This window comes from Nonomuraea sp. B19D2 (assembly GCF_040137845.1).
Classification (GTDB): Bacteria; Actinomycetota; Actinomycetes; order Streptosporangiales; family Streptosporangiaceae; genus Nonomuraea.
In genome coordinates this window covers 27570-46556 of record NZ_JBEFAK010000049.1, presented here as the reverse complement: position 1 = coordinate 46556, position 18987 = coordinate 27570, and the positions used below count along the sequence as shown (strand labels likewise).

The following is an 18987-nucleotide window of genomic DNA, read 5'->3' as shown; positions in this document are numbered from 1 at the left end:
AGGCCGGGGGCTCCTGGCCCGGTCATCCCAAAAGACTCGAATGGAAGCAAAGTTCCGTCACGTCCAACCTGGCCATGGCAGAGGCCGGCGCACGCGCCGGGGGCAGATCCGCAGGTAGGAGTATGTGAATGCGTGTCCGATAATGAAGGAGCGGGCATGAAGGAATTCGTGAAGCGACCCTTTCGATGCATTTCGCGCCCTGGCTGAGCGGCGCGGGCGGCCAGGTGTCCGCCTGATCGACGCCCTTGCCGAAAGTGCCGCGGAGCATGCGGAAAAGCCTGAGAGCTGGGCACCGGAAGTGGCCAGGCGGTTCAGGCTGCCCGCGGCGGCCGGGTTGGGGCCTGCCACCTTCTATGCCGACCTGGCCGTCCCGCACGGGCGGCGCCACGTGCGGGTCTGTGCCGCGACGGCGTGCTTCGCAGCGCAGGGTGGCCGGCATCTACCGGCCATCCAGGACGTGCTAGGTGTCACGGCCGATGGCGGCCTCAATCGCGAGGCTGACATCTCGTTGCAGACCGTTCGCTGCCTCGGCTACTGCTATGCCGGGCCGGCTTGCCTGGACGGTGAGGTTCCATGTGTCGGCCCGGACGTGGCCGACCAGGTGGCTGGTCGAGTGCCGCCGCATGCCCCGCCGATCCCGGTGGTTGATGCCACCGGCGAGCCGGTCGTGCTGGCGGGGATCGTGGCGGGTGAAGCCGCGTGGCGGACGTGGGCGGAGACCGTCGGCCGACGTTCGCCGGAGCACGTCCAGTCCCAGGTCGCCGCCTCCGGCTTGCGCGGGCGGGGCGGTGCGGGGTTCCCTGTGGCGGCCAAGTGGGCGGCGGCGGGCGGCTCGCCGGAGACCGTGGTGATAGCCAACGGCGATGAGGGTGATCCTGGCTCGTACGCCGACCGGCTGCTGATGGAGGCCGATCCGGCGCGGGTGCTGGAAGGGCTGGCGCTGACCTGCTTCGCCTGCGGGGCTCGCAGTGGTCTGGTGCTGGTGCGTTCGGAGTACCCACGGGCGCTGGCGGCGATGCGGGCGGCCGTGGAGCAGGCGCGTGCGGACGGACACCTCGGCCGGCGGGTGCACGGCAGCAACGTGGACCTGGACGTGGAGGTGGTGGCGGGCGCCGGCTCCTATGTCGCGGGTGAGGAGACGGCGCTGATCGCGGGCCTCGAAGGCGGTCGTGGCTGTGCGCGGGCGCGCCCGCCGTACCCGACCAGCCAGGGGCTCTGGGACGCGCCGACCGTGGTCAACAACGTCGAAACTCTGGCCGCCGTCCCCTGGATCGTCAGCCGCGGCGGTGACGCCTACGCCCGCCGTGGCACGCCCGGCGAGACAGGCACGAAGCTGGTCTGCCTCTCGGAGCGGTTCGCCCGGCCCGGCTGTTACGAGGTTGAGCTCGGCGTGCCGGTTCGGTGGATCGTCACCGAGCTGGGCGGTGGTCTGCGGGAGGGGGGCGAGCTCGGCGTGTTGCAGGTCGGCGGCCCGCTGGGTGGTTTCCTGGCAGAGGAGGATCTCGACGTGCCGCTCACCGAGGCAGGGCTTGCGGGCTACGGCGCCGCGCTCGGCCATGCCGGGCTGGTGGGGGTGGAGCGGCGGCTGGAGCCGCTGGATGTGCTGCGGCACGTATGGGCGTTCGCCGCGGCCGAGAGCTGCGGTGCCTGCTCGCCCTGCCGGGTCGGCTCCCGGCGCGGGCTCGAGCAGGCCAGGGTCGGCGCCCCGCCCGGTGAGGCGTACGCCCGGATGCTGAACGTGATGGGAGAGGCCAGCCTGTGCGCGTTCGGCCGCCGTCTGCCGCACGCCGTGCGGAGCCTGGCCCGCGCCTACGGGGACCGCCTTCGGGGGTGGGGCGGATGAGGGCCACGGTGGACGGCGTCGGCGTCGATCTCGGGGAGGAGGCAACGGTGCTGTCCGCGGTCCGGGTCGCGGGTGTCGATCTGCCCACGCTCTGCCATGACGACCGGCTGACGCCCGTGGGCTCCTGCCGGGCCTGCCTGGTACGCCTCGACGGGCGCGTGGTGGCGGCCTGCGTGACCCCTGCGGTGGACGGTGCCGAGGTGCGCGTCGAGGAAGAGGAGCTGAGCCGGTTGCGCCATGACGCCGTGGAGGTGATCGTCTCGGCGCTTCCGCCGTATGCGCTGGAAGGTGATGGGGAGTTGGCGCGGGTGTGCCGCGCCCTGGGCCTCGGGCCGGAAACCGCTCAAGGCGGTGCGGGAAGGGGCCGGGACCACACGCATCCGTTCGTCCATCTGGACCGGGATCTGTGCATCGCCTGTGGTCGCTGCGTGCGCATGTGCGCCGAGGTCCAGGGCACGTTCGCGCTCACGCTGGTGGGACGCGGCTCGGAAACCGTGGTCGCACCGGGCACCGGCGGCCCCTGGGCGGACTCGGACTGCGTCGCGTGCGGAGGGTGCGTGGACACCTGCCCCACCGGCGCTCTCACCGAACCGGGGCTGCCGATCGGGACTCACCTGGCCGCGCTCACCCACACGCGTACCACCTGCGGATACTGCGGCGTCGGCTGCGCCCTGGACGTGCTGACCCGTGACGGCGAGGTCGCCGGGGTACGGCCGGCCAAGGAGGGTCCGGTCAACCGGGGACACGCGTGTGTCAAGGGCCGCTTCGCCCACGGATTCCTGCGCTCTCCGGAGCGGGTCACTCAGCCGCTGCTGCGCCGCGGTTCCGGTTTGGAGCCGGTGAGCTGGGACGAGGTGCTCGACCACATCGCTCGAGGGCTTCGAGCCGCCGTGGCGGAGGCGGGCCCCGACGCGGTGGCGGCGATCTCCTCGGCTCGGGCCACCAACGAGGAGAACTATCTGATCCAGAAGTTCATGAGGGTGGTCATCGGCACCAACAACGTCGACAACTGCTCGCGGCTGTGCCATTCCCCGTCGGCCGCCGGATTGACCGCCGCGTTCGGCCTGTCGGGCGGCACCGACGCCTTCGAGGACGTGGAGCAGGCCGACTGCCTGCTCGTGGTGGGCGCGAACCCTGTCGAGGCGCATCCGGTCGTCGGGGCGCGGCTGCTCCAGCAGGTGCTGCACGGCGCGCGGCTGGTCGTCGCCGACCCGCGTGCCGTCGGGCTCGCCTGCCACGCCGACGTGCACCTGCGGCCCCGCCCGGGGACAAACGTCGCCCTGTTCAACGGGCTCGCGCACGTGCTGCTGTCTGACGGCCTCATCGATGAGGAGTTCCTTCGCCTGCGCACGAGCGGGTTGCCGGAGCTCATCGCGGTCCTCGGCGAGTACACGCCCGACCGGGTGGCCGAGATCACCGGCGTGCCCGCGGCGGATCTGGTGGCGGCGGCGCGACTCTATGGGCAGGCCGAGCGACCGGCCATCGTCTACGGTCTCGGCGTGACCGAGCACCTGCACGGCACCGACGGCGTGCGCACGCTGGCGAACCTGGCGATCCTGCGCGGCGCGGTCGGCACCGACCGCGGATTCGGCGTGAACCCGCTCAGAGGCCAGAACAACGTTCAAGGCGCCTCCGACATGGGCGCCCTGCCCGACCTGCTACCCGGCTACGGCAAGGTCGGCGATCCCGCGGTACGCGGCCGGGCCGAACAGGTGTGGGGCACTCGTGTGCCGGACCACGACGGCCTGCGCATCCCGCGGATGTTCGCGGCGGCACGCTCGGGTGCACTGCGGGTCCTGTGGGTCATCGGGGAGGACGTGTGCGCCACCGATCCTGACGCCAACCGCGTCGTCGAGGCGTTGGAGACCTGCCCGCTCGTCATCAGCCAGGAGCTCTTCCTCTCCGAGACCGCCCGCCACGCCGACGTGGTCCTGCCGGCCGCGTCCTGGTTGGAGAAGGACGGCACCTTCGTCAACTTCGACCGCAGGTTCCAGCGGGTACGCCCCGCTCTCGCCCCGCCCGGTCAGGCACGGACCGACTTCGCCATCGTCCACGCGATCGCCGCGGCCTACGGCGCCGACCTCGGCTGCCCGACACCGGCCGAGGCGCTCGCCGAATGCGGGCGAGTGGCGCCCGTCTTCGCCGGGATCTCCCACCAGCGGCTGGACCGCGAAGGCGCCATCCCGTGGCCCTGCCCCGATCCCGGCCGTCCCGGAGAGGCCAAGCTCTACCTGGACTGGTTCGCCACCCCGGACGGCCTGGCCCACCTCGCCGCCCGCCCCTACCTGCCGCCGGGCGAGAGCCCCGACGACGACTACCCGCTGATCCTGATCACGGGCCGCAGGTGGGCGCACTACAACTCCGGCAACATGACCCGGCGATCCGGAAACATCGAGCTCGACGCCTCGGACCGGCTCGACATCCATCCCGCCGACGCCGCCCGCCATGCCGTTCGCGACGGCGACGAGGTGCTCGTCGAAAGCCGGCACGGGCAGGCCACGCTGCCGGCGCGCGTTACTGAGGAGATCCCGCCGGGCCAGCTCTTCTGCAGTTTCCACTTCCCTGCCAGCCGGGCGAACGCCCTGACCTCCGATCACGCCGACACCGTGACCTCATGCCCGGAGTACAAGGTCACCGCCGTACGCCTTCGCGTCATCCAAGGGTCCTCATGACTCCTCGGCGCGTGGCCGTACGACCGTGAGCGGGCATGCGGCATGGTGGAGCATGCAGTGGCTTGCCGACGCAAGCGTCCTTCTGGCACGGAATACGGCCGTTACCGGGGCTCACCGGAGCCTTGTGGATCTTCCCCACCTGACCAGGAGGGCGCGAAAGGCCGAAATCCTCCGACGAGGGACAACCGCGGTGCTGAAGGTGCTCGACGACGGCGAAGGCATCGCCCCTGAGCAGCGGAGGTCATCTTCCAGCAGTTCACTCGCCTGGAAGCCTCCCCCGCCCGCGATCCCGGCGGCACCGGGCTCGGGCTGCCGATCGCCCAGAAGATCTCCCACGCCCACGGCGGCACCCTGTCCGCGCAGGACCGCGGGGCCTGGTTCGTACTACGCCTTCCCGCCCGCGCCACATCCGACCACCGTTTGAAGAGCGAGGATCGGACCGTCCGCCATGACAGAAACCACGACCGCGGCGACCTGACGCCAGTTCATCGGGTCGTGCCGGCACAGGCGGAGAGAGCGCCTGGCGAGGCAGGACCAGGGAGCAAGGCGGCGAATAACTGGGTAAACCCGCGCTGAGCCAAGGATCCCTACTTAGGAGGCAAAAGTCGTCCGTTCAAGGGGTGATTCTGCTGGGCCTCACATGTGGACGAATCTAGACTTCGACCGATGAATGAACTGATAACGCCTAATAGGCGACACATGGAGTCGCGCACTTGATCAACGGCACCGCCTTCGCGCTCCTGGCAATCGCCGCCTTCGAGGTCATTTTCGGCCTGGTTCTGCTTGGCTGGACGGCCGTGGAAGTCCGCGCGTTTCTGCGCCGGCACCCGCACGGCATGGTGGGTGGCCTACGCCAGTTGAGCGCGCGTGCCCGGCGGTTGTGGTGCGCGATCAAAGGGCGCCGTCGCCGATCTATGGGCAGCTAAGCGGTAAAGGTGCCCGCGAGCAGCGGATTGTGGTCAGCGGGCGCAGGATTCGGCGGTGCTCACCGACGCGGTCGCTACCCAGGACACCATCACCCAATTGATGCCGCGATCCGCCGGGTGGGCCGCCAACTGCCCGGGACGGCTGCGATCGTCGCGGCGCACTCCCACGCCCACGACTACACCGGCCCGGGCAAACCGAAGATCGCCTGGGACGACGAGGAGGCCAAGACCGCCCTCATCAGCGCCCTGGTCACCGACGTCTTGGACGCCCCATAGCCAAGAACATTAGACGAATTGCTGACTCAGGACACTAGGGGCGGGCGGCCCCGTCTTGCTGGGACCTTGGTCCACCAGATCCGGCCGCGGAGCCGCCTCCGCCGGAGAGGCATACTGCGGCGCATATGTGCCAGGGACCTTCGGCCCCGGCTACAGGGCCGTCCGGCACTGCCGAGCACGCCTGATTTGCGGGAGTGTCAAATCTGGACCATATGCGGCTGCCATGCAGCTGAACGGGGGACCAGCATGCCTGACGGATACGACGTACTGCTGCGCGATGGTGGCATCGCCCATGTGCGCCCGCTGCGCCCCGCAGATCGCGAAGCCCTGCACGAGCTGGTGGCCCGCTCATCGGAGCGCTCGGCCTACCTGCGTTTCTTCACCGGCGGCCGCAACACCGCCCACGCCTACATCGACCGCATCACCAGTGACAGCTACGATGGCCGCGCCCGTGTGGCCAGCCTGCACGGGCGGCTGGTTGCGGTAGCCGAGTACATCCCGATCGACCGGGGGCGTGCCGACCTGGGCATCCTTCTGGACGACGCCGTGCACGGCCACGGCCTCGGCACGCTGCTGCTGGAGCATGCCGCCGTGGACGCCGCCGAGCACGGCGTGCACGAGCTGGTGGCCGACGTGCTGGCCGAGAACCGGCCCATGATCCAGGTGTTGCACGACCTGGGCCTGACGGTGGCGCAGCGCTTCGAAGGCGGCACGCTGCACGTCAGCATCACCGCCGAGCCCACTCCCAGGCTGCTGGCGGCCATCGAGGCTCGAGACCACGAGGCGGAGCGGGCGTCCCTGGCACGGGTCCTGGCGCCGCGCTCGGTGGCGGTGATCGGTGCCAGCCGCAACGAGCGAGCCGTCGGGCACAAGGTGCTGCGCAACCTGATCGACGGCGGTTTTTGCGGGCCGATCCATCCCGTCAACCCCAACGCCACCGAGATCGCCGGGTTGACCTGCCACGCGAAGGTACCCCACGGTGTGGATCTGGCGGTCGTGGCTGTGCCCGCCTCGCACGTACTGGATGTTGCGCGCGACTGCGCGAGCGTGAGCGTGGCTGGGCTGGTCGTGCTGACGTCGGGGTTCGCCGAGGCCGGGCAGTCAGGCGTGGAGTTGGAGCTGCTGGCGCTCTGCCGTACGGCCGGGATGCGGCTCATCGGCCCGAACTGCCTCGGCGTGATCAACACCGGAGCGTGGCTCAACGCCAGCTTCCTGCCGCACCGCCCGACCCGAGGATGCGTGGCGTTGATGTCGCAGTCCGGCGCCGTAGGCGCGGCACTGCTGGACCGACTGGACGTCTCGTCGTTCGTCTCGGTCGGCAACAAAGCCGACGTCAGTGGCAACGACCTGCTGGAGTACTGGGAGGACGACGACGACACCTGCGTGATCGCGCTGTATCTGGAGTCGTTCGGCAACCCCCGCAAGTTCGCCCGCATCGCCCGCAGGGTCGGCAAGCGCAAGCCGATTCTGCTGGTCAAGAGTGGCCGCGGCGAGGCCGGGGGGCGGGCTGTGCGCTCGCACACCGCCGCCGCGGCCACACCCGACGTGGCGGTGGACGCACTCACCCGCGCCGCCGGCGTCATTCGGCTGGACAGCGTCCCCGAACTGATCGACACCGCCAAACTGCTGGCCACCCAGCCCCTCCCTCAGGGCCGCCGGGTGGCCATCGTCGGCAACTCGGGCGGTCCCCAGGCGATGGCCGCCGACGCCTGCGAACGCCACGGCCTCATCGTTCCCGAACTGCCGCCCGGGCTGCTGACCGCCCGGGCCGCCGCCGCGCTGGGCAACCCGGTGGACCTGACCGCCGACGCCACCGCCGCCGAGCTCGGCGCCACCGTCGAGGCCCTGGCCGCCTCGCCTGACATCGACGCCATCCTCGCCGTCTACACCCCGCCGTTCGGTGACGGTCTCGGCGCCACCCGCCAGGCCATCGCCGACGCCACCAAGACAGCGGCCAAGACCGTGCTGGCCTGCGTCGTCGGCCACGACGACCTGATCGACGGCCGCGTGCCCAGCTACGCCTTCCCAGAACAGGCCGTCCAGGCCCTGGCCCACGTCGTGCGGTACGCCGAATGGCGCAGCCGCCCCGTCGAACCCGTCCCCGTTCCCCCGCCGGCTGACGAAAAGACCGCCCGAGAGATCGTTCACGCGGAGTTGGCAGCGCACCCGGACGGCGGCTGGCTGTCGCCCGCCGATGCCGCCCGCCTCCTCGCCTGCTACGGCGTGACGGTGGTGGAGTCCATCGACGTGGACGGCCCTGAGACCGCCACCGCGGCAGCCGCCCGCGTCGGGCTGCCCGTCGTGCTCAAGGCCACAGGTCCCGTGCACAAGAGCGAGGCCGGCGGTGTCCGGCTCGACCTCCGGACCCTCGACGAGGTACGGCAGGCGTACCACGACATGTCGGCCCGCATCGGTCCGCAGATGACCGGCGCGATCGTCCAACGCATGCTGCCCGGAGGTGTGGAGATCATCGTGGGTGGCGTGAACTACCCGGCGTTCGGGCCGCTGGTAATGGTCGGCATGGGCGGGGTGATGGCCGATCTGCTGGCCGACCGGGCCTTCCGGGTACCGCCCGTCGTCGATGCCATCGACATGATCAACGAGCTGCGCTGCGCCCCGGTGCTGCACGGCTACCGCGGCTCACCATGTGTCGACGTCCGCGCCCTGGCCGATCAGGTCGTACGGATCAGCAGACTGCTCGAGGATCTGCCGCAGGTGGCCGAGCTGGACCTCAACCCGGTCATCGTCACACCAGGAGGCACAGCTGCAGTGGACGCACGAATCCGGTTGGCGTTCTGTGAAACGCCGCCTTCACCACTCCTGCGACGGCTGCGCTGATCATTGCCAGGCCATCCACATGGGTCACGTCGACCAGCCGGTTGGCATATCCCTTCGTTTGCCGTGCAATTCGGCCTTGGGCGGCGACGGCGAAGATGTCGTTGCCGCGCGGTGACCGGCCGGTGCGATCCAGATGTTCCTGCGCTCCGATGCCGACATTGCCTGTGAGATTGCGACGCCTGGATCGTGTTCGCACTCATGGTCACACGTCCAGGGTCACTGTGCAGGCCCACTGACCGGCACGGTGTTCGAAGGTCAGCTGGTGCAGGGCGACGGCCTTAGGTACCGCTCCGGTCTGGGGGACGGTTGTCAGGTCGGCCATGGTCAGATGGAGGCTCAGACGGTTCTCCTCCTGTTGGGTCGCCACGTTGATCGGGATCTGTCCGGTGGTGTCCATCAGGTAGATGACCTCATCCAGGACGGCTACCAACTGATCTTGAGGTTCGCCGGGACCGACGTGAAGGTCGCACTCGCTGCCGGCTGCGGCGCCGCGCAGGTCAAGGAAGCTGTCCGCCATGCCGAGCACTGCCTGGGCGATGCATTCCCCGGTCGTCGGCGCCCAAGCCTGGATACGGGTGTCGGCGGTGTGAGGGAGGGTGCGGTGTCCGGCGTCGGCGTTCATCGGCGTTTCCTTCTGCTCGTTCAGCCTTTGACGACACCGAGGGGCACCAGGCGGGCGACCTTGCGGCACAGTCCTGCTCCTTCACTGGCTGTGACGACGGCGTCGACGTCCTTGTAGGCCGAGGGCGTCTCCTCGGCCAGCCCTCGCCAGGTCGCCCCGCGTACGACGATGCCCTGCGCCTCCAAGCGGTCGCGCAGTTGCTCGCCGGTGATGGAACGCGCCGCCTGGTGGCGACTTTGGGTACGGCCCGCGCCGTGGCAGGTGGAGTGGAACGCCTCACCGCGGGGAACTCCGGTGAGCACGTAGGAGGCGGTGCCCATGGTGCCCGGGATCAGCACGGGCTGGCCCGCCGACGCCAGATCGGCCGGTAGATCGGGATGATACGGCGGCAGCGCCCGGGTGGCCCCTTTGCGGTGGACGCACAGTCGCGCGCCGTCGTGTGTTTCGATCTTCGCCAGGTTGTGCGAGACGTCGTACACCAGATCCAGGCCGCTGTCGGCGATGTCCGCGAAGGCCCGCCGCGTGGCCTCGCCGAGTAGTTGCCGGTTGGCGCGGCCGTAGTTGGCCGCGGCGGCCATGGCACCGAGGTACGCGCGGCCTTTGGGAGAATCGACCGGAGCACAGGCGAGTTGCCGGTCGGGCACCGTGATGCCGTAATGCGGCATCGTCCTTTCCATCGCGCGTACGTGGTCGGTGCAGATCTGGTGGCCGAGTCCGCGCGAGCCACAGTGGATCATCACGCATACCTGGCCGCGGTGCAGGCCGAACGCGGCCGCCACCGCCTCGTCGTACACCTCCTCCACCGCCTGGATCTCCAGGAAGTGATTTCCGGAGCCGAGGCTGCCCACCTGGTTCAGCCCTCGCTCCATGGCCTGGAAACCGACCTGGGAGACATCGGCGTCGGTGACCCCGCCGAAGTCCTCGCAGCGTTTCAGGTCCCGCGCCACACCGTGGCCCTGCTCGACCGCGTACCGGGCACCGCCGTACAGGACTTCTTCCAACTGTGTCCGCCCGGCCAGGTGCCAGACGGCGCCACGCGCGGCACCCCGCGGGATGACATGATCGAGGCGATCCAGAAGCCGGTTCATTCGAGGCGCCAGCCGGTCGCGATCCACGTCGGCCGCGAGCAGCCGTACTCCACAGGAGATGTCGAAGCCGACCCCGCCCGGCGAGACCACACCTCCGGCCGTGATGTCGGTGGCGGCCACGCCGCCGATCGGGAATCCGTACCCCCAGTGCAGGTCAGGCATGGCGTAGGAGGCATGGACGATGCCCGGCAGGGTGGCCACGTTGACGACCTGCTGCAGTGCCTGGCCCTCCGGGAGCAGCTCTCGGGAGGCCAGTATGACGCCGGGCACTCGCATCGATCCGTGCCGCTCGATGCGGAAGCGATAGGGCGTCTCCTCGACGAGTTGGATTGTGTGTCCCATTTTCACCCTAAGGTGCAGATGTGTTGATGTCAGTCCTTGAGGAGGCATTGCCCAGGCTCCAGCCCGATGCCGGGGCTCTCATCTCACGTGCGTCCTGCTGAAATGGTCGGTGAACCAGTCGCGTGCCAGGTCCGCGACGCTTTCCAGCGCTCCGGGTTCTTCGAACAGGTGTGTGGCATCAGGTACGATCTCGAGGCGGTTCTCACAGGCCATCCGCTCCTGTGCCGCCTGATTGAGCTCGAGTACCAGTTCGTCGCAGCCACCCACGATCAGCAGCGTCGCCGCCCGTACCGCCGCCAGCCTCGGTCCGGCCAAGTCCGGTCGTCCACCGCGGGAGACGACGGCGGCCACCCGGCTGCCGGGCTCCGCTGCCGCCCACAGCGCGGCCGCCGCCCCGGTACTGGCTCCGAAATAGCCGACCGGCAGTCCCGCGACCTGAGCCTGATCACTGAGCCAGCTCGTCACCTGTGCGAGCCGTCCGGCCAGCAACTCGATGTCGAACACGTTGCCACGGTCGTACTCCTCCTCGACCGTGAGCAGGTCGAACAGCAAAGTACCCAGACCCGCACGATTGAGCACCGAGGCGACGTACCGGTTGCGTGGACTGTGCCGGCTGCTGCCACTGCCGTGCACGAAGACCACCACCCCCGCAGCCTCCTCCGGAACGACCAACTGCCCCGACAACCGGACAGGACCGGCTTCAACGAGCACCTCACCGGCAGGCTCCGCCGGATCAGATTCCGTCACGCCCCTCTTTCCCGCCGCGCTGCCCCCGGCGGCGGGTGGTGCGGCCCGCCGCAGCAGTTCGACCACCTGCTCGTCAGAGGTCTGGGTGAAATCGACGTACCAGGTGCCAATTGCCCAAAGAGCGGCAGGTGTCTCCAAACAGACGACCTCGTCGGCGTCCTCGCGCAGACTCGCGATCGTGTCCGGCACTCCGACAGGAACCGCCAAGATCACTCGCAGGGCCCCGCGCGAACGAGCCACCTGGCAAGCGGCACGAGCGGTGCCGCCCGTGGCGATCCCGTCGTCGACCACGATGACCGTACGGCCCGCGAGGTCGACCGGGGCGCGATCACCACGAAAGCGGCGCGCACGCCGCAGCACCTCGGCCCGCTCGCGCGCCTCCACCGAGGCCATCTCCTCGTGCGTCACCTCCGCCATCCGGACGACAGCCGGATTGATCACGCGCACACCGCCCTCTCCGACAGCACCGAATCCCAGCTCAGGCTGGATCGGCACCCCCAGCTTGCGGACCACGATCACATCCAGCGGCGCGCCCAGTGCCTGGGCCACCTCGAAGGCCACGGGAACGCCGCCTCTGGGCAGCCCAAGGACGACCACATTCTCATCGGTGACCAGTCCAGCCAGACGTTCGGCCAGACGCACACCCGCGTCATGACGATCAGCGAACATTGAATCTGTACACCTCCCCAAGCGCCCCGCGGCGAAGGAAAGGAACGCCTCCCTTTCACCACCATCAGGGGACAGGACGTCGCGCGGGTAGGGCCGAAGGTCCCTGTTCGTGAACTGGCGGCGGGGTCGTAGCCGCGGTCAGGTTCATGGGACGAAAGGCCCATCGGCTAGGGAAGGAGGACTCTGCTGTCACGGTGCCGAGTTGGAGAACCTGTGAATGAGGAGACCCGTCGATGCGGGACGCAGAAGGGTCGTCGATGGCAGGCGGCAGTCCCGCTCGAGGGCGGAGAGGGGAATGTGGGATATTCCGCCCCGGAAAGCCAGGATTGTTAGCCTGATGCCCGCATCGGCGGGTGTTCTGTGGTGGGGCGCCCTGCCCATCTGCGGGGATGACGCAGGCTCGAGGGCATCATCACTGACCGGGAGCACATCGGCCATACGCCAACTCCGGCTGGCCCTCCGCCCGGTCCTTTCGCCATGGATGTCGGCGGAGCCACCTTGAGCCGGAAAGCAACTTGATCAGCGGCATTGCCATGAACGCGACATCCGACACGTGACACACAGCGAAGACCTGTGAGGCGCTCTCCCTTCGCCGGCATGGTCCGGATCAGGTGGCTAGGGGTCGCCGGTCCGCCTTTCGGCTTTCCGACCTCTCAGCCTTTCCGTCGCTCCTCCGCGGAGGCTCTCCGGTCCGGCTCCCTCGCTCGTCTCACAGGCCTAATGCCACGCTCCCGCTGCCTGAATCAGCCCGGTAGGGACGAAAGTCCTTGACCTTTAGGACCAATGGCCTACCCGGTAACACCGGCAGTGAACCGCGCCGGCTCTGTTGGAGACCGTGGTGAGCCCCGGGTTGAGTGGACTGCGATTGCCGAGAACTCCATCCGCAGGATCTGCCAGTGTGGAAGACCGTACAGTCCCTTACCGGTGGTGGCGGCTGGAGTGCGCCAACTCGGCGAAGACCTGCTCCGCCTCAGGCGCGGGAAGCCGCTTTTCGAGTAGCGGCAGGTAGATCTCCTCTTCTTTTGCGAAGTGGACCTTGACCAGCGTGTACAAGCCGTAGAGGACGCGTCGTAGTGCGGCCTGCCGGTCGTCGTTGAGCCCTTCCCGGTCCACCGCCTCACGCAGTGTGCCCAGCTCGCGTGTGAGCCGGCCGACCTCGACATGATCTCTGGACATCGTCGCGGTCGCCTCGGCGGCGCCCATCACCCGGGCGATCACCGGGTACAGCACCCGGTCTTCGGCTTCGGCGTGCGGGATGAGGTGATCGGTCAGAAAGGCCTGGAGGTCAGCGAGCGCGATGCCGAGAGCCTCCGGCGTCGCTTGGCCCACGGTATCGGCGACTGTGCGCAATGTTTCGATGTGTGGCAGCAGGTGCGCGTGCTCGTCGTGCAGCTGCTGAGTCAGCATGGTCACGAGCTTCTCCTCGAAGAACCGGTGAAGGCCGCAGGTTGAAGACGGTGATGCCGATGCACCTCACCCGCCCTCAGAGGCTGGATGGTCCGGCCCAGCTTCAGACAGGAAGGGCGACAGCCGGGTCCAGTCGTCCTGGCCTCCGGACGCTCGCCGTGCTCTGACCTGTGCCGGAGAAGATCCCAGAGCACCTCCGAAAGATCATGCAGCCTTCGTCGTACCCCTCACTGTCATCAGGCTACGAACTGCGGCTGTTGCCCCCAGCAGGAGGGGCCCTGATGCAGGTCGATGAGGGAATGGGAGGAGAGGTCATGAGCGCGGCTGACCACTTCGATGCCTTCCGTGCCCTGGCTGGGCGGCGCCAGCGAGACGGGGTCGCCGGGAGAGCGGACGGGCATGGGCGATGCGGTCCGTGGCTCAGGGACCGCCGTCCTAGGGGATGAGAGCTGCTGGGCATATCGGGCGTGTGACGACCGCTCGCTCGGTCATCGTTGTTCGGACGTCCGGCTGGGTAGAGGGCATCGAGGGCCATGCAAGCGCCCCGGATCCCGGGGCGGAGGTAGATGCTCTCGTCACTGGTTCTGAGGTGCGGGCAGAGCTCGACCTGAGTGAGGGGTACGCCATGACGAGTCGGGTGGTGTGGTTGTCGCGGCTGTCCCGGTCCGACGTCGGCTTGGTGGGTGGGAAGAACGCCTCGCTGGGGGAGATGATCCAGAATCTGGCCGAGAGCGGGATCCGGGTACCTGAGGGGTTCGCGACCACGGCAGATGCCTATTGGGAGTTTGTGGCGGCGAACGGTTTGCGGGAGAAGGTGGTCCGGCACATCGCCCGGCTGCATGCAGGCGCCGAACTCGGCGAGGTCGGCCTGGCGGTCCGGAGCCTGTTCCTCGGCGCAGAACTACCCGCAGAGCTCGCTCGTGAGATCGTGGAGGCGTACGGTGAACTCGCGTCGTCGGCGGGACGAGACGACCCAGAGGTGGCGGTGCGTAGCAGCGCTACCGCGGAGGATCTTCCTGAGGCCAGCTTCGCGGGCCAGCAGGAGACGTTCCTCAACGTTGTGGGTGGCGAGGCGCTGCTGGACGCCTGCCGGAAGTGCTATGCGTCGCTGTTCACCGATCGGGCGATCAGCTATCGGGAGCACCACGGGTTCGACCACTCGGCGGTGGCGTTGTCGGTCGGGGTGCAACGGATGGTCCGCGCGGACCTGGCCGGCGCCGGGGTGATGTTCTCGATCGACACCGAGAGCGGCTTTCCGCGCTCTGTATTGATCAACGCGTCGTGGGGCCTGGGCGAGACGGTGGTCAGCGGCCAGGTGGATCCCGACGAGTACGTGGTCTTCAAGCCGCTCCTGGGCCGAACAGAGCTGCGCCCCATCATCTCCCGCAAGACAGGTGGCAAGGAGCGCAAGGCGGTCTATGCGGCCACCGGCACGCGGACAGTCGATACCTCCGCAGCGGAACGCCTCGGGCAGGTCCTGGACGATGGTGAGATACTCACGCTGGCCCGCTGGGCGGTGCAGGTCGAGGAGCACTACGGCACCGCGATGGACATGGAGTGGGCCAAGGACGGCTACACCGGTGAGCTGTTCCTGGTCCAGGCAAGGCCCGAGACCGTGCAGGCACGCAGGGAAGCCGCGACGCTGCGGGAGTACCGGCTCACCGAGGCCGGTGCGCGGTTGGTCCGCGGGCTGGCGATCGGCGATGCCATCGCCGCGGGGGCGGTGTGCAACCTGCATGACTCGGGCGAGATGGACCGGTTCGTGGCCGGGGCCGTGCTGGTCACCGCGATCACCGACCCCGACTGGGAGCCGATCATGAAGCGGGCGGCTGCGATCGTCACCGATCACGGTGGCAGGACATCGCACGCCGCCATCGTCAGCCGCGAGCTGGGCGTGCCCGCCGTCGTCGGGTGCGGCGAGGCCACCCGAGTTCTCGCCGATGGCCTGCAGGTCACAGTGTCGTGCGCGGAAGGTGACGAGGGCGTCGTGTACGAGGGGAGCCTCGCCTTCGAGGAACGTGACGTCGACCTCGGCGAGCTTCCCGTGACCCGCACCAAGGTCATGCTGAACCTGGCCAACCCGGCGGCGGCGTTGCGCTGGTGGAGGTTGCCCGCTGACGGCGTCGGGCTGGCCCGCATCGAGTTCGTGGTCAACAACCACGTCAAGATCCATCCGATGGCCTTGCTCCACCCTGACCGGCTCGACGTGTTCACCAGGCGGAAGATCGACGAGCTCACCCGCGGATACGACGACAAGCCCCGCTATTTCGTCGACACCCTCGCCCACGGCGTCGCCCGTATCGCGGCGTCGCGCTGGCCCGACCCGGTCGTGGTGAGGATGAGCGATTTCAAGACCAACGAGTACGCCCGCCTCATCGGCGGTGAGCCGTTCGAGCCCACCGAGGAGAACCCCATGATCGGCTGGCGCGGAGCCAGCCGGTACTACAGTCCCGGCTACCGGGAAGGCTTCGCTCTGGAGTGCCGGGCCATTCGGAAGGTTCGTAACGAGATGGGACTGACCAACGTCATCGTGATGATCCCGTTCTGTCGAACCCTGGAGGAAGCCGACCACGTCCTCAAGGTGATGGCTGAGGAACACCTCATGCGCGGCCATGACGGGCTGGAGGTCTATGTCATGGCGGAGATTCCCGCCAACATCGTGCTGGCGGACGAGTTCTCGGCCCGCTTCGACGGCTTCTCCATCGGCAGCAATGATCTCACCCAGCTCACACTCGGAGTGGATCGCGACGCCGAATCCTTGGCACACCTGTTCAACGAGACCAACCCGGCGGTCACCCGGAGCATCCGGCATCTCATCTCCACGGCGCACGCCCATGGCTGCAAGGTCGGGCTCTGCGGGCAGCGGCCCAGCGACGACCCGAACTTCGCCCGGTTCCTCGTGGACGCCGGGATCGATTCGATCTCGGTGACCCCGGACAGCTTCTTCGCGGTCAAGGCCCACGTTGCCGCCGCGGAACGCGAGGGTGCCGTCCCTCCATGAGGCAACCCCATGCGAGGGCCGGACGGTGGTGCGGCCTATGACCGGCACCAGGGGAGCGAAGCCCTCTCCTGGCCCTTCATCGCCGGGTTGCTGCCTCCGTGCGATGGACGTGGGCTGAGTGTGCCGATGGAGCTCGTAACGCGATGGACGAACTCGGCCGGGCCGGCTGAGCATCGTGGCCGTGGTGGCGATCGCGCTGGCTGCGGCCTTCACCGGGGACAATGTCGGCTACGTGATAGGCCAGATCGGCGGACGTGCCTTTGTTCACCAGCGGGGCCGTTCCGTCTTGCTGCCCCCGGAAAGCCTCCACTCGGCCGAGGCGTTCTTTGCCCGCCATGGCGGCAAGGTGGTCTCCGTCGCCCGTTTCATAGAGGAGCTGCACCAGGCCAACGGCGTCATCGCTGGCACCGCTTGCATGCCCTGGTGCCACTTCCTGGCGTTCTACGCTCTCGGCGCGGCGTTGTGGGTCGGCTTGTGGGGGAGCCTGCCCTACCAGGCATGCATACACATCACCCCCATCTACGACCATCCCGCCCGCTACCAGCCTCATGCGCTCCTGGCGCTGGCGTTCTGGCCGTGGCGTTCCCAGCCCGCTATCTACTGCGCCGCAACCACCAGGGCTGGCCGGGACCCACGGGACGCAGGGCGCCGGACGGGACACGTGTCGCAGGGATGAGCGTGCCTGGCGCGTTACCCGTGCTGCAGCGAGATGGGCGAGTGTCTGGTCATGGCTCCGTTTTTCGGCGGCGGGCGAATGCGAGTCCCGCAGCCCGCCGCGAGGAGGACGGCGAGAGCTGTGCAGCTGTTATGAAAGCCAAGCCTCTAAGCATTTGTTGAAATTGCAGGTCAAAGATGCCTTTGGGCGGGTTTCACGTGTTGTCGGCGGAGCAGCACCACAATCAAGCGGAATCGCAGGGAAGGAAGATCAGCGACATGACGACAGCACGTGATGTTATGCACCGTGGTTGTGAGTGCCTGCAGGCCAACGAGACCATCGACGCGGCGGCACGCCGGATGGCAGAGCTGAACGTCGGTGCACTGCCGGTCTGCGGAGAAGAAGGCCGACTCAAGGGGATCGTCACCGATCGTGACATCGTCGTGAAGTGCATCGCGAGAGGCAAGAACCCGGCCGCGGTCACTGCTGGGGAGCTCATCGAAGCAGAGCGTGTATGGTCCATCGACGCGAATGCGGACGTCGAGGAGGTCCTGCACCAGATGGTCGAGCACAAGATCCGTCGTCTGCCGGTGCTGGAGAACGAGGAACTGGTCGGCATCATCAGTCAGGCCGATCTCGCGGCGAAGCTGCCCGAGGACAAGGTCGGCGAGCTGGTGGAAGCCATCTCGGCAACCTCCCACTGAAAGTACAACGGCAAGCCCCACCGCCCCTGGTCCATGCGAGCAGCCACAGGGAACCATCCCGAAAGCTCCGCCAACCTCAGCCCGATACGTGTCGACGATCCGATGCCCATCATCTTGACGGCGTGGCCGTGGGGAGGGTTCAGGGGCGGCGCGTGCAGTGCCTTGAGAAGTGTGCGGCCTGGACAGGGCCTGACGAGCATCAGAACTGTCCTGTTAGGGCCAGGACCTCGGCCGGAGAGGGACCCGCCGAGCGAGAGCCGGAGTGGATTTGCTCGGCTTTCTCGTGCATCGGCTGCCAGGCAGCCGGGTCCTGGGCCGCGCGCAACGATACGCCACCAGCCGGACAGGAAACCGTCGAGTGCGGCCAGGTCGACGTCGGCGTGGTGATCGCCTCCAGCTCGGCGTCGAACGCGGCCACGTCGGCGGTGGGCAGTACCACGCGAACGGCGGTGAAGGTCCGCTCAATCTCGGGCTGGGAACGTCGTGTCGCTGGGGGACACTCGATACGTAGATGCCCTTCAGCGTCTCCACCATGCTCGTTCTCCGAGGTCGGGAAGGCTGAGCGGCAACGGCGTCGAAAACGCGGGCCGTGCGCCGCATTCACCGTACAACGATCACAGGGGTTCTGCGCCTCGCGGTCATCGCCGCGGTCGTGTCGTTCCACCACATGCACGAACTCTGCCTTCGTCGTGATGAGGATCGCTTGGCGGCGGTACTCATCTCGCTCGCGGTGGACGGTGCGATCGTCGTCGCCTTGACGTCCATCCTCCTGGCCGACCAGTACGGCTCTCGCTGGGGCATCCTGGCGTGGGCCATGTTGCTGGTCGGCAGCCTGGCCAGTCTCGGGGCCAACATCGCCGTCGCCGAGCCGGGCTTGATCGGCTGCCTTCTCGCGGCCTGGCCGAGCGCTGCTTTGATTGGCAGATACGAGCTCTTGATGTCCCAGATCCGCCGAGCTTCTCCCTGGCGACCCGCTGTCGTGCAGATCGATGCAGGACGAGCTTCGACACTGTCGGGAAATAGGCCAGCTTCGTCCGGCTCCCTTCTCGACTCCAGTCATATGCCGCTCGAAACGCGATCTCTGTCGACGGCTGTCGTTTCATGACGCTGTAACCGCGCACGCACAAGGGCATCAGTACTGGTCAGAGGGGTAGTTCCGGCACTTGACACCAAGCGACTAACCACCGGGCGGCGAAG

The 18987-nt window shown here is 68.3% G+C and carries 14 protein-coding genes and 1 pseudogene; 10 read left to right on the top strand and 5 right to left on the bottom strand.

Annotated features, from left to right (window positions below; genetic code table 11):
- Window positions 1-199 precede the first annotated feature (199 nt).
- The 6 genes and pseudogenes from ABN273_RS48975 to ABN273_RS48950 all read left to right on the top strand — a co-directional run bounded on the left by ABN273_RS48975 (window position 200) and on the right by ABN273_RS48950 (window position 8555).
- Window positions 200-1843 (top strand): NAD(P)H-dependent oxidoreductase subunit E, encoded by a 1644-nt coding sequence (locus ABN273_RS48975; RefSeq protein WP_349456540.1) that lies wholly within the window; start codon window positions 200-202, stop codon window positions 1841-1843.
- Entirely contained in the window at window positions 1840-4515 is a 2676-nt protein-coding gene (gene fdhF / locus ABN273_RS48970; protein ID WP_349456507.1) for a formate dehydrogenase subunit alpha, read from the top strand. The genes ABN273_RS48975 and fdhF overlap by 4 nt, the downstream gene beginning before the upstream one ends.
- Window positions 4516-4758: 243 nt before the next feature.
- Window positions 4759-5091 (top strand): ATP-binding protein, encoded by a 333-nt coding sequence (locus ABN273_RS48965; protein ID WP_349456539.1) that lies wholly within the window; start codon window positions 4759-4761, stop codon window positions 5089-5091.
- Window positions 5092-5228: 137 nt separating this feature from the next.
- On the top strand, window positions 5229-5441 hold the full coding sequence (locus ABN273_RS48960) for a hypothetical protein (protein ID WP_349456506.1): 213 nt from the start codon (window positions 5229-5231) through the stop codon (window positions 5439-5441).
- A gap of 34 nt (window positions 5442-5475) precedes the next feature.
- A pseudogene (locus ABN273_RS48955) lies at window positions 5476-5699 on the top strand (IS5/IS1182 family transposase); the annotation flags it as partial.
- A gap of 264 nt (window positions 5700-5963) precedes the next feature.
- Window positions 5964-8555 (top strand): GNAT family N-acetyltransferase, encoded by a 2592-nt coding sequence (locus tag ABN273_RS48950; protein WP_349456505.1) that lies wholly within the window; start codon window positions 5964-5966, stop codon window positions 8553-8555.
- A gap of 202 nt (window positions 8556-8757) precedes the next feature.
- Here ABN273_RS48950 and ABN273_RS48945 read toward each other — a convergent pair whose 3' ends face one another.
- The 4 genes from ABN273_RS48945 to ABN273_RS48930 form a co-directional block, all read right to left on the bottom strand.
- Window positions 8758-9177 (bottom strand): archease, encoded by a 420-nt coding sequence (locus ABN273_RS48945; RefSeq protein WP_349456504.1) that lies wholly within the window; start codon window positions 9175-9177, stop codon window positions 8758-8760.
- A 20-nt stretch (window positions 9178-9197) separates the two neighbouring features.
- Window positions 9198-10607 carry an RtcB family protein gene (locus ABN273_RS48940; protein WP_349456503.1) on the bottom strand — a complete coding sequence of 470 codons (1410 nt, stop codon included), beginning with the start codon at window positions 10605-10607 and terminating at the stop codon, window positions 9198-9200.
- A gap of 78 nt (window positions 10608-10685) precedes the next feature.
- The gene (locus ABN273_RS48935; RefSeq protein ID WP_349456502.1) at window positions 10686-12023 is read right to left on the bottom strand and encodes a phosphoribosyltransferase family protein; all 1338 of its coding nucleotides are present in this window, start codon (window positions 12021-12023) and stop codon (window positions 10686-10688) included.
- A gap of 918 nt (window positions 12024-12941) precedes the next feature.
- Window positions 12942-13430 carry a hemerythrin domain-containing protein gene (locus ABN273_RS48930; RefSeq protein ID WP_349456538.1) on the bottom strand — a complete coding sequence of 163 codons (489 nt, stop codon included), beginning with the start codon at window positions 13428-13430 and terminating at the stop codon, window positions 12942-12944.
- Window positions 13431-14055: 625 nt separating this feature from the next.
- Here ABN273_RS48930 and ppsA point away from each other — a divergent pair.
- The 3 genes from ppsA (at window position 14056) to ABN273_RS48915 (ending at window position 17790) form a co-directional block, all read left to right on the top strand.
- Window positions 14056-16431, top strand: a complete 2376-nt coding sequence (ppsA, locus tag ABN273_RS48925; protein WP_349456501.1) for a phosphoenolpyruvate synthase — start codon at window positions 14056-14058, stop codon at window positions 16429-16431.
- A gap of 184 nt (window positions 16432-16615) precedes the next feature.
- Complete coding sequence (locus ABN273_RS48920; protein WP_349456500.1) at window positions 16616-17107, top strand: DedA family protein; 492 nt, start codon at window positions 16616-16618, stop codon at window positions 17105-17107.
- A gap of 257 nt (window positions 17108-17364) precedes the next feature.
- Window positions 17365-17790, top strand: coding sequence for a CBS domain-containing protein (locus ABN273_RS48915; protein ID WP_349456499.1), 426 nt, complete (start codon window positions 17365-17367; stop codon window positions 17788-17790).
- A gap of 199 nt (window positions 17791-17989) precedes the next feature.
- Here the strand turns inward: ABN273_RS48915 and ABN273_RS48910 are convergent, their stop codons facing one another.
- Entirely contained in the window at window positions 17990-18229 is a 240-nt protein-coding gene (locus ABN273_RS48910; RefSeq protein ID WP_349456498.1) for a hypothetical protein, read from the bottom strand.
- Window positions 18230-18379: 150 nt separating this feature from the next.
- Here ABN273_RS48910 and ABN273_RS48905 point away from each other — a divergent pair, with 150 nt between their 5' ends.
- Complete coding sequence (locus ABN273_RS48905) at window positions 18380-18895, top strand: DUF2637 domain-containing protein (protein ID WP_349456497.1); 516 nt, start codon at window positions 18380-18382, stop codon at window positions 18893-18895.
- The last annotated feature ends 92 nt before the right edge of the window (window positions 18896-18987 follow it).

Bases quoted from the DNA above. Each gene is read 5' to 3' on its own strand.
- fdhF (WP_349456507.1), top strand. From the start codon at position 1,840: ATGAGGGCCACGGTGGACGGCGTCGGCGTCGATCTCGGGGAGGAGGCA.
- ABN273_RS48950 (WP_349456505.1), top strand. From the start codon at position 5,964: ATGCCTGACGGATACGACGTACTGCTGCGCGATGGTGGCATCGCCCAT.
- ABN273_RS48935 (WP_349456502.1), bottom strand. From the start codon at position 12,023: ATGTTCGCTGATCGTCATGACGCGGGTGTGCGTCTGGCCGAACGTCTG.
- ABN273_RS48915 (WP_349456499.1), top strand. From the start codon at position 17,365: ATGACGACAGCACGTGATGTTATGCACCGTGGTTGTGAGTGCCTGCAG.
- ABN273_RS48940 (WP_349456503.1), bottom strand. From the start codon at position 10,607: ATGGGACACACAATCCAACTCGTCGAGGAGACGCCCTATCGCTTCCGC.
- ppsA (WP_349456501.1), top strand. From the start codon at position 14,056: ATGACGAGTCGGGTGGTGTGGTTGTCGCGGCTGTCCCGGTCCGACGTC.
- ABN273_RS48930 (WP_349456538.1), bottom strand. From the start codon at position 13,430: ATGCTGACTCAGCAGCTGCACGACGAGCACGCGCACCTGCTGCCACAC.
- ABN273_RS48945 (WP_349456504.1), bottom strand. From the start codon at position 9,177: ATGAACGCCGACGCCGGACACCGCACCCTCCCTCACACCGCCGACACC.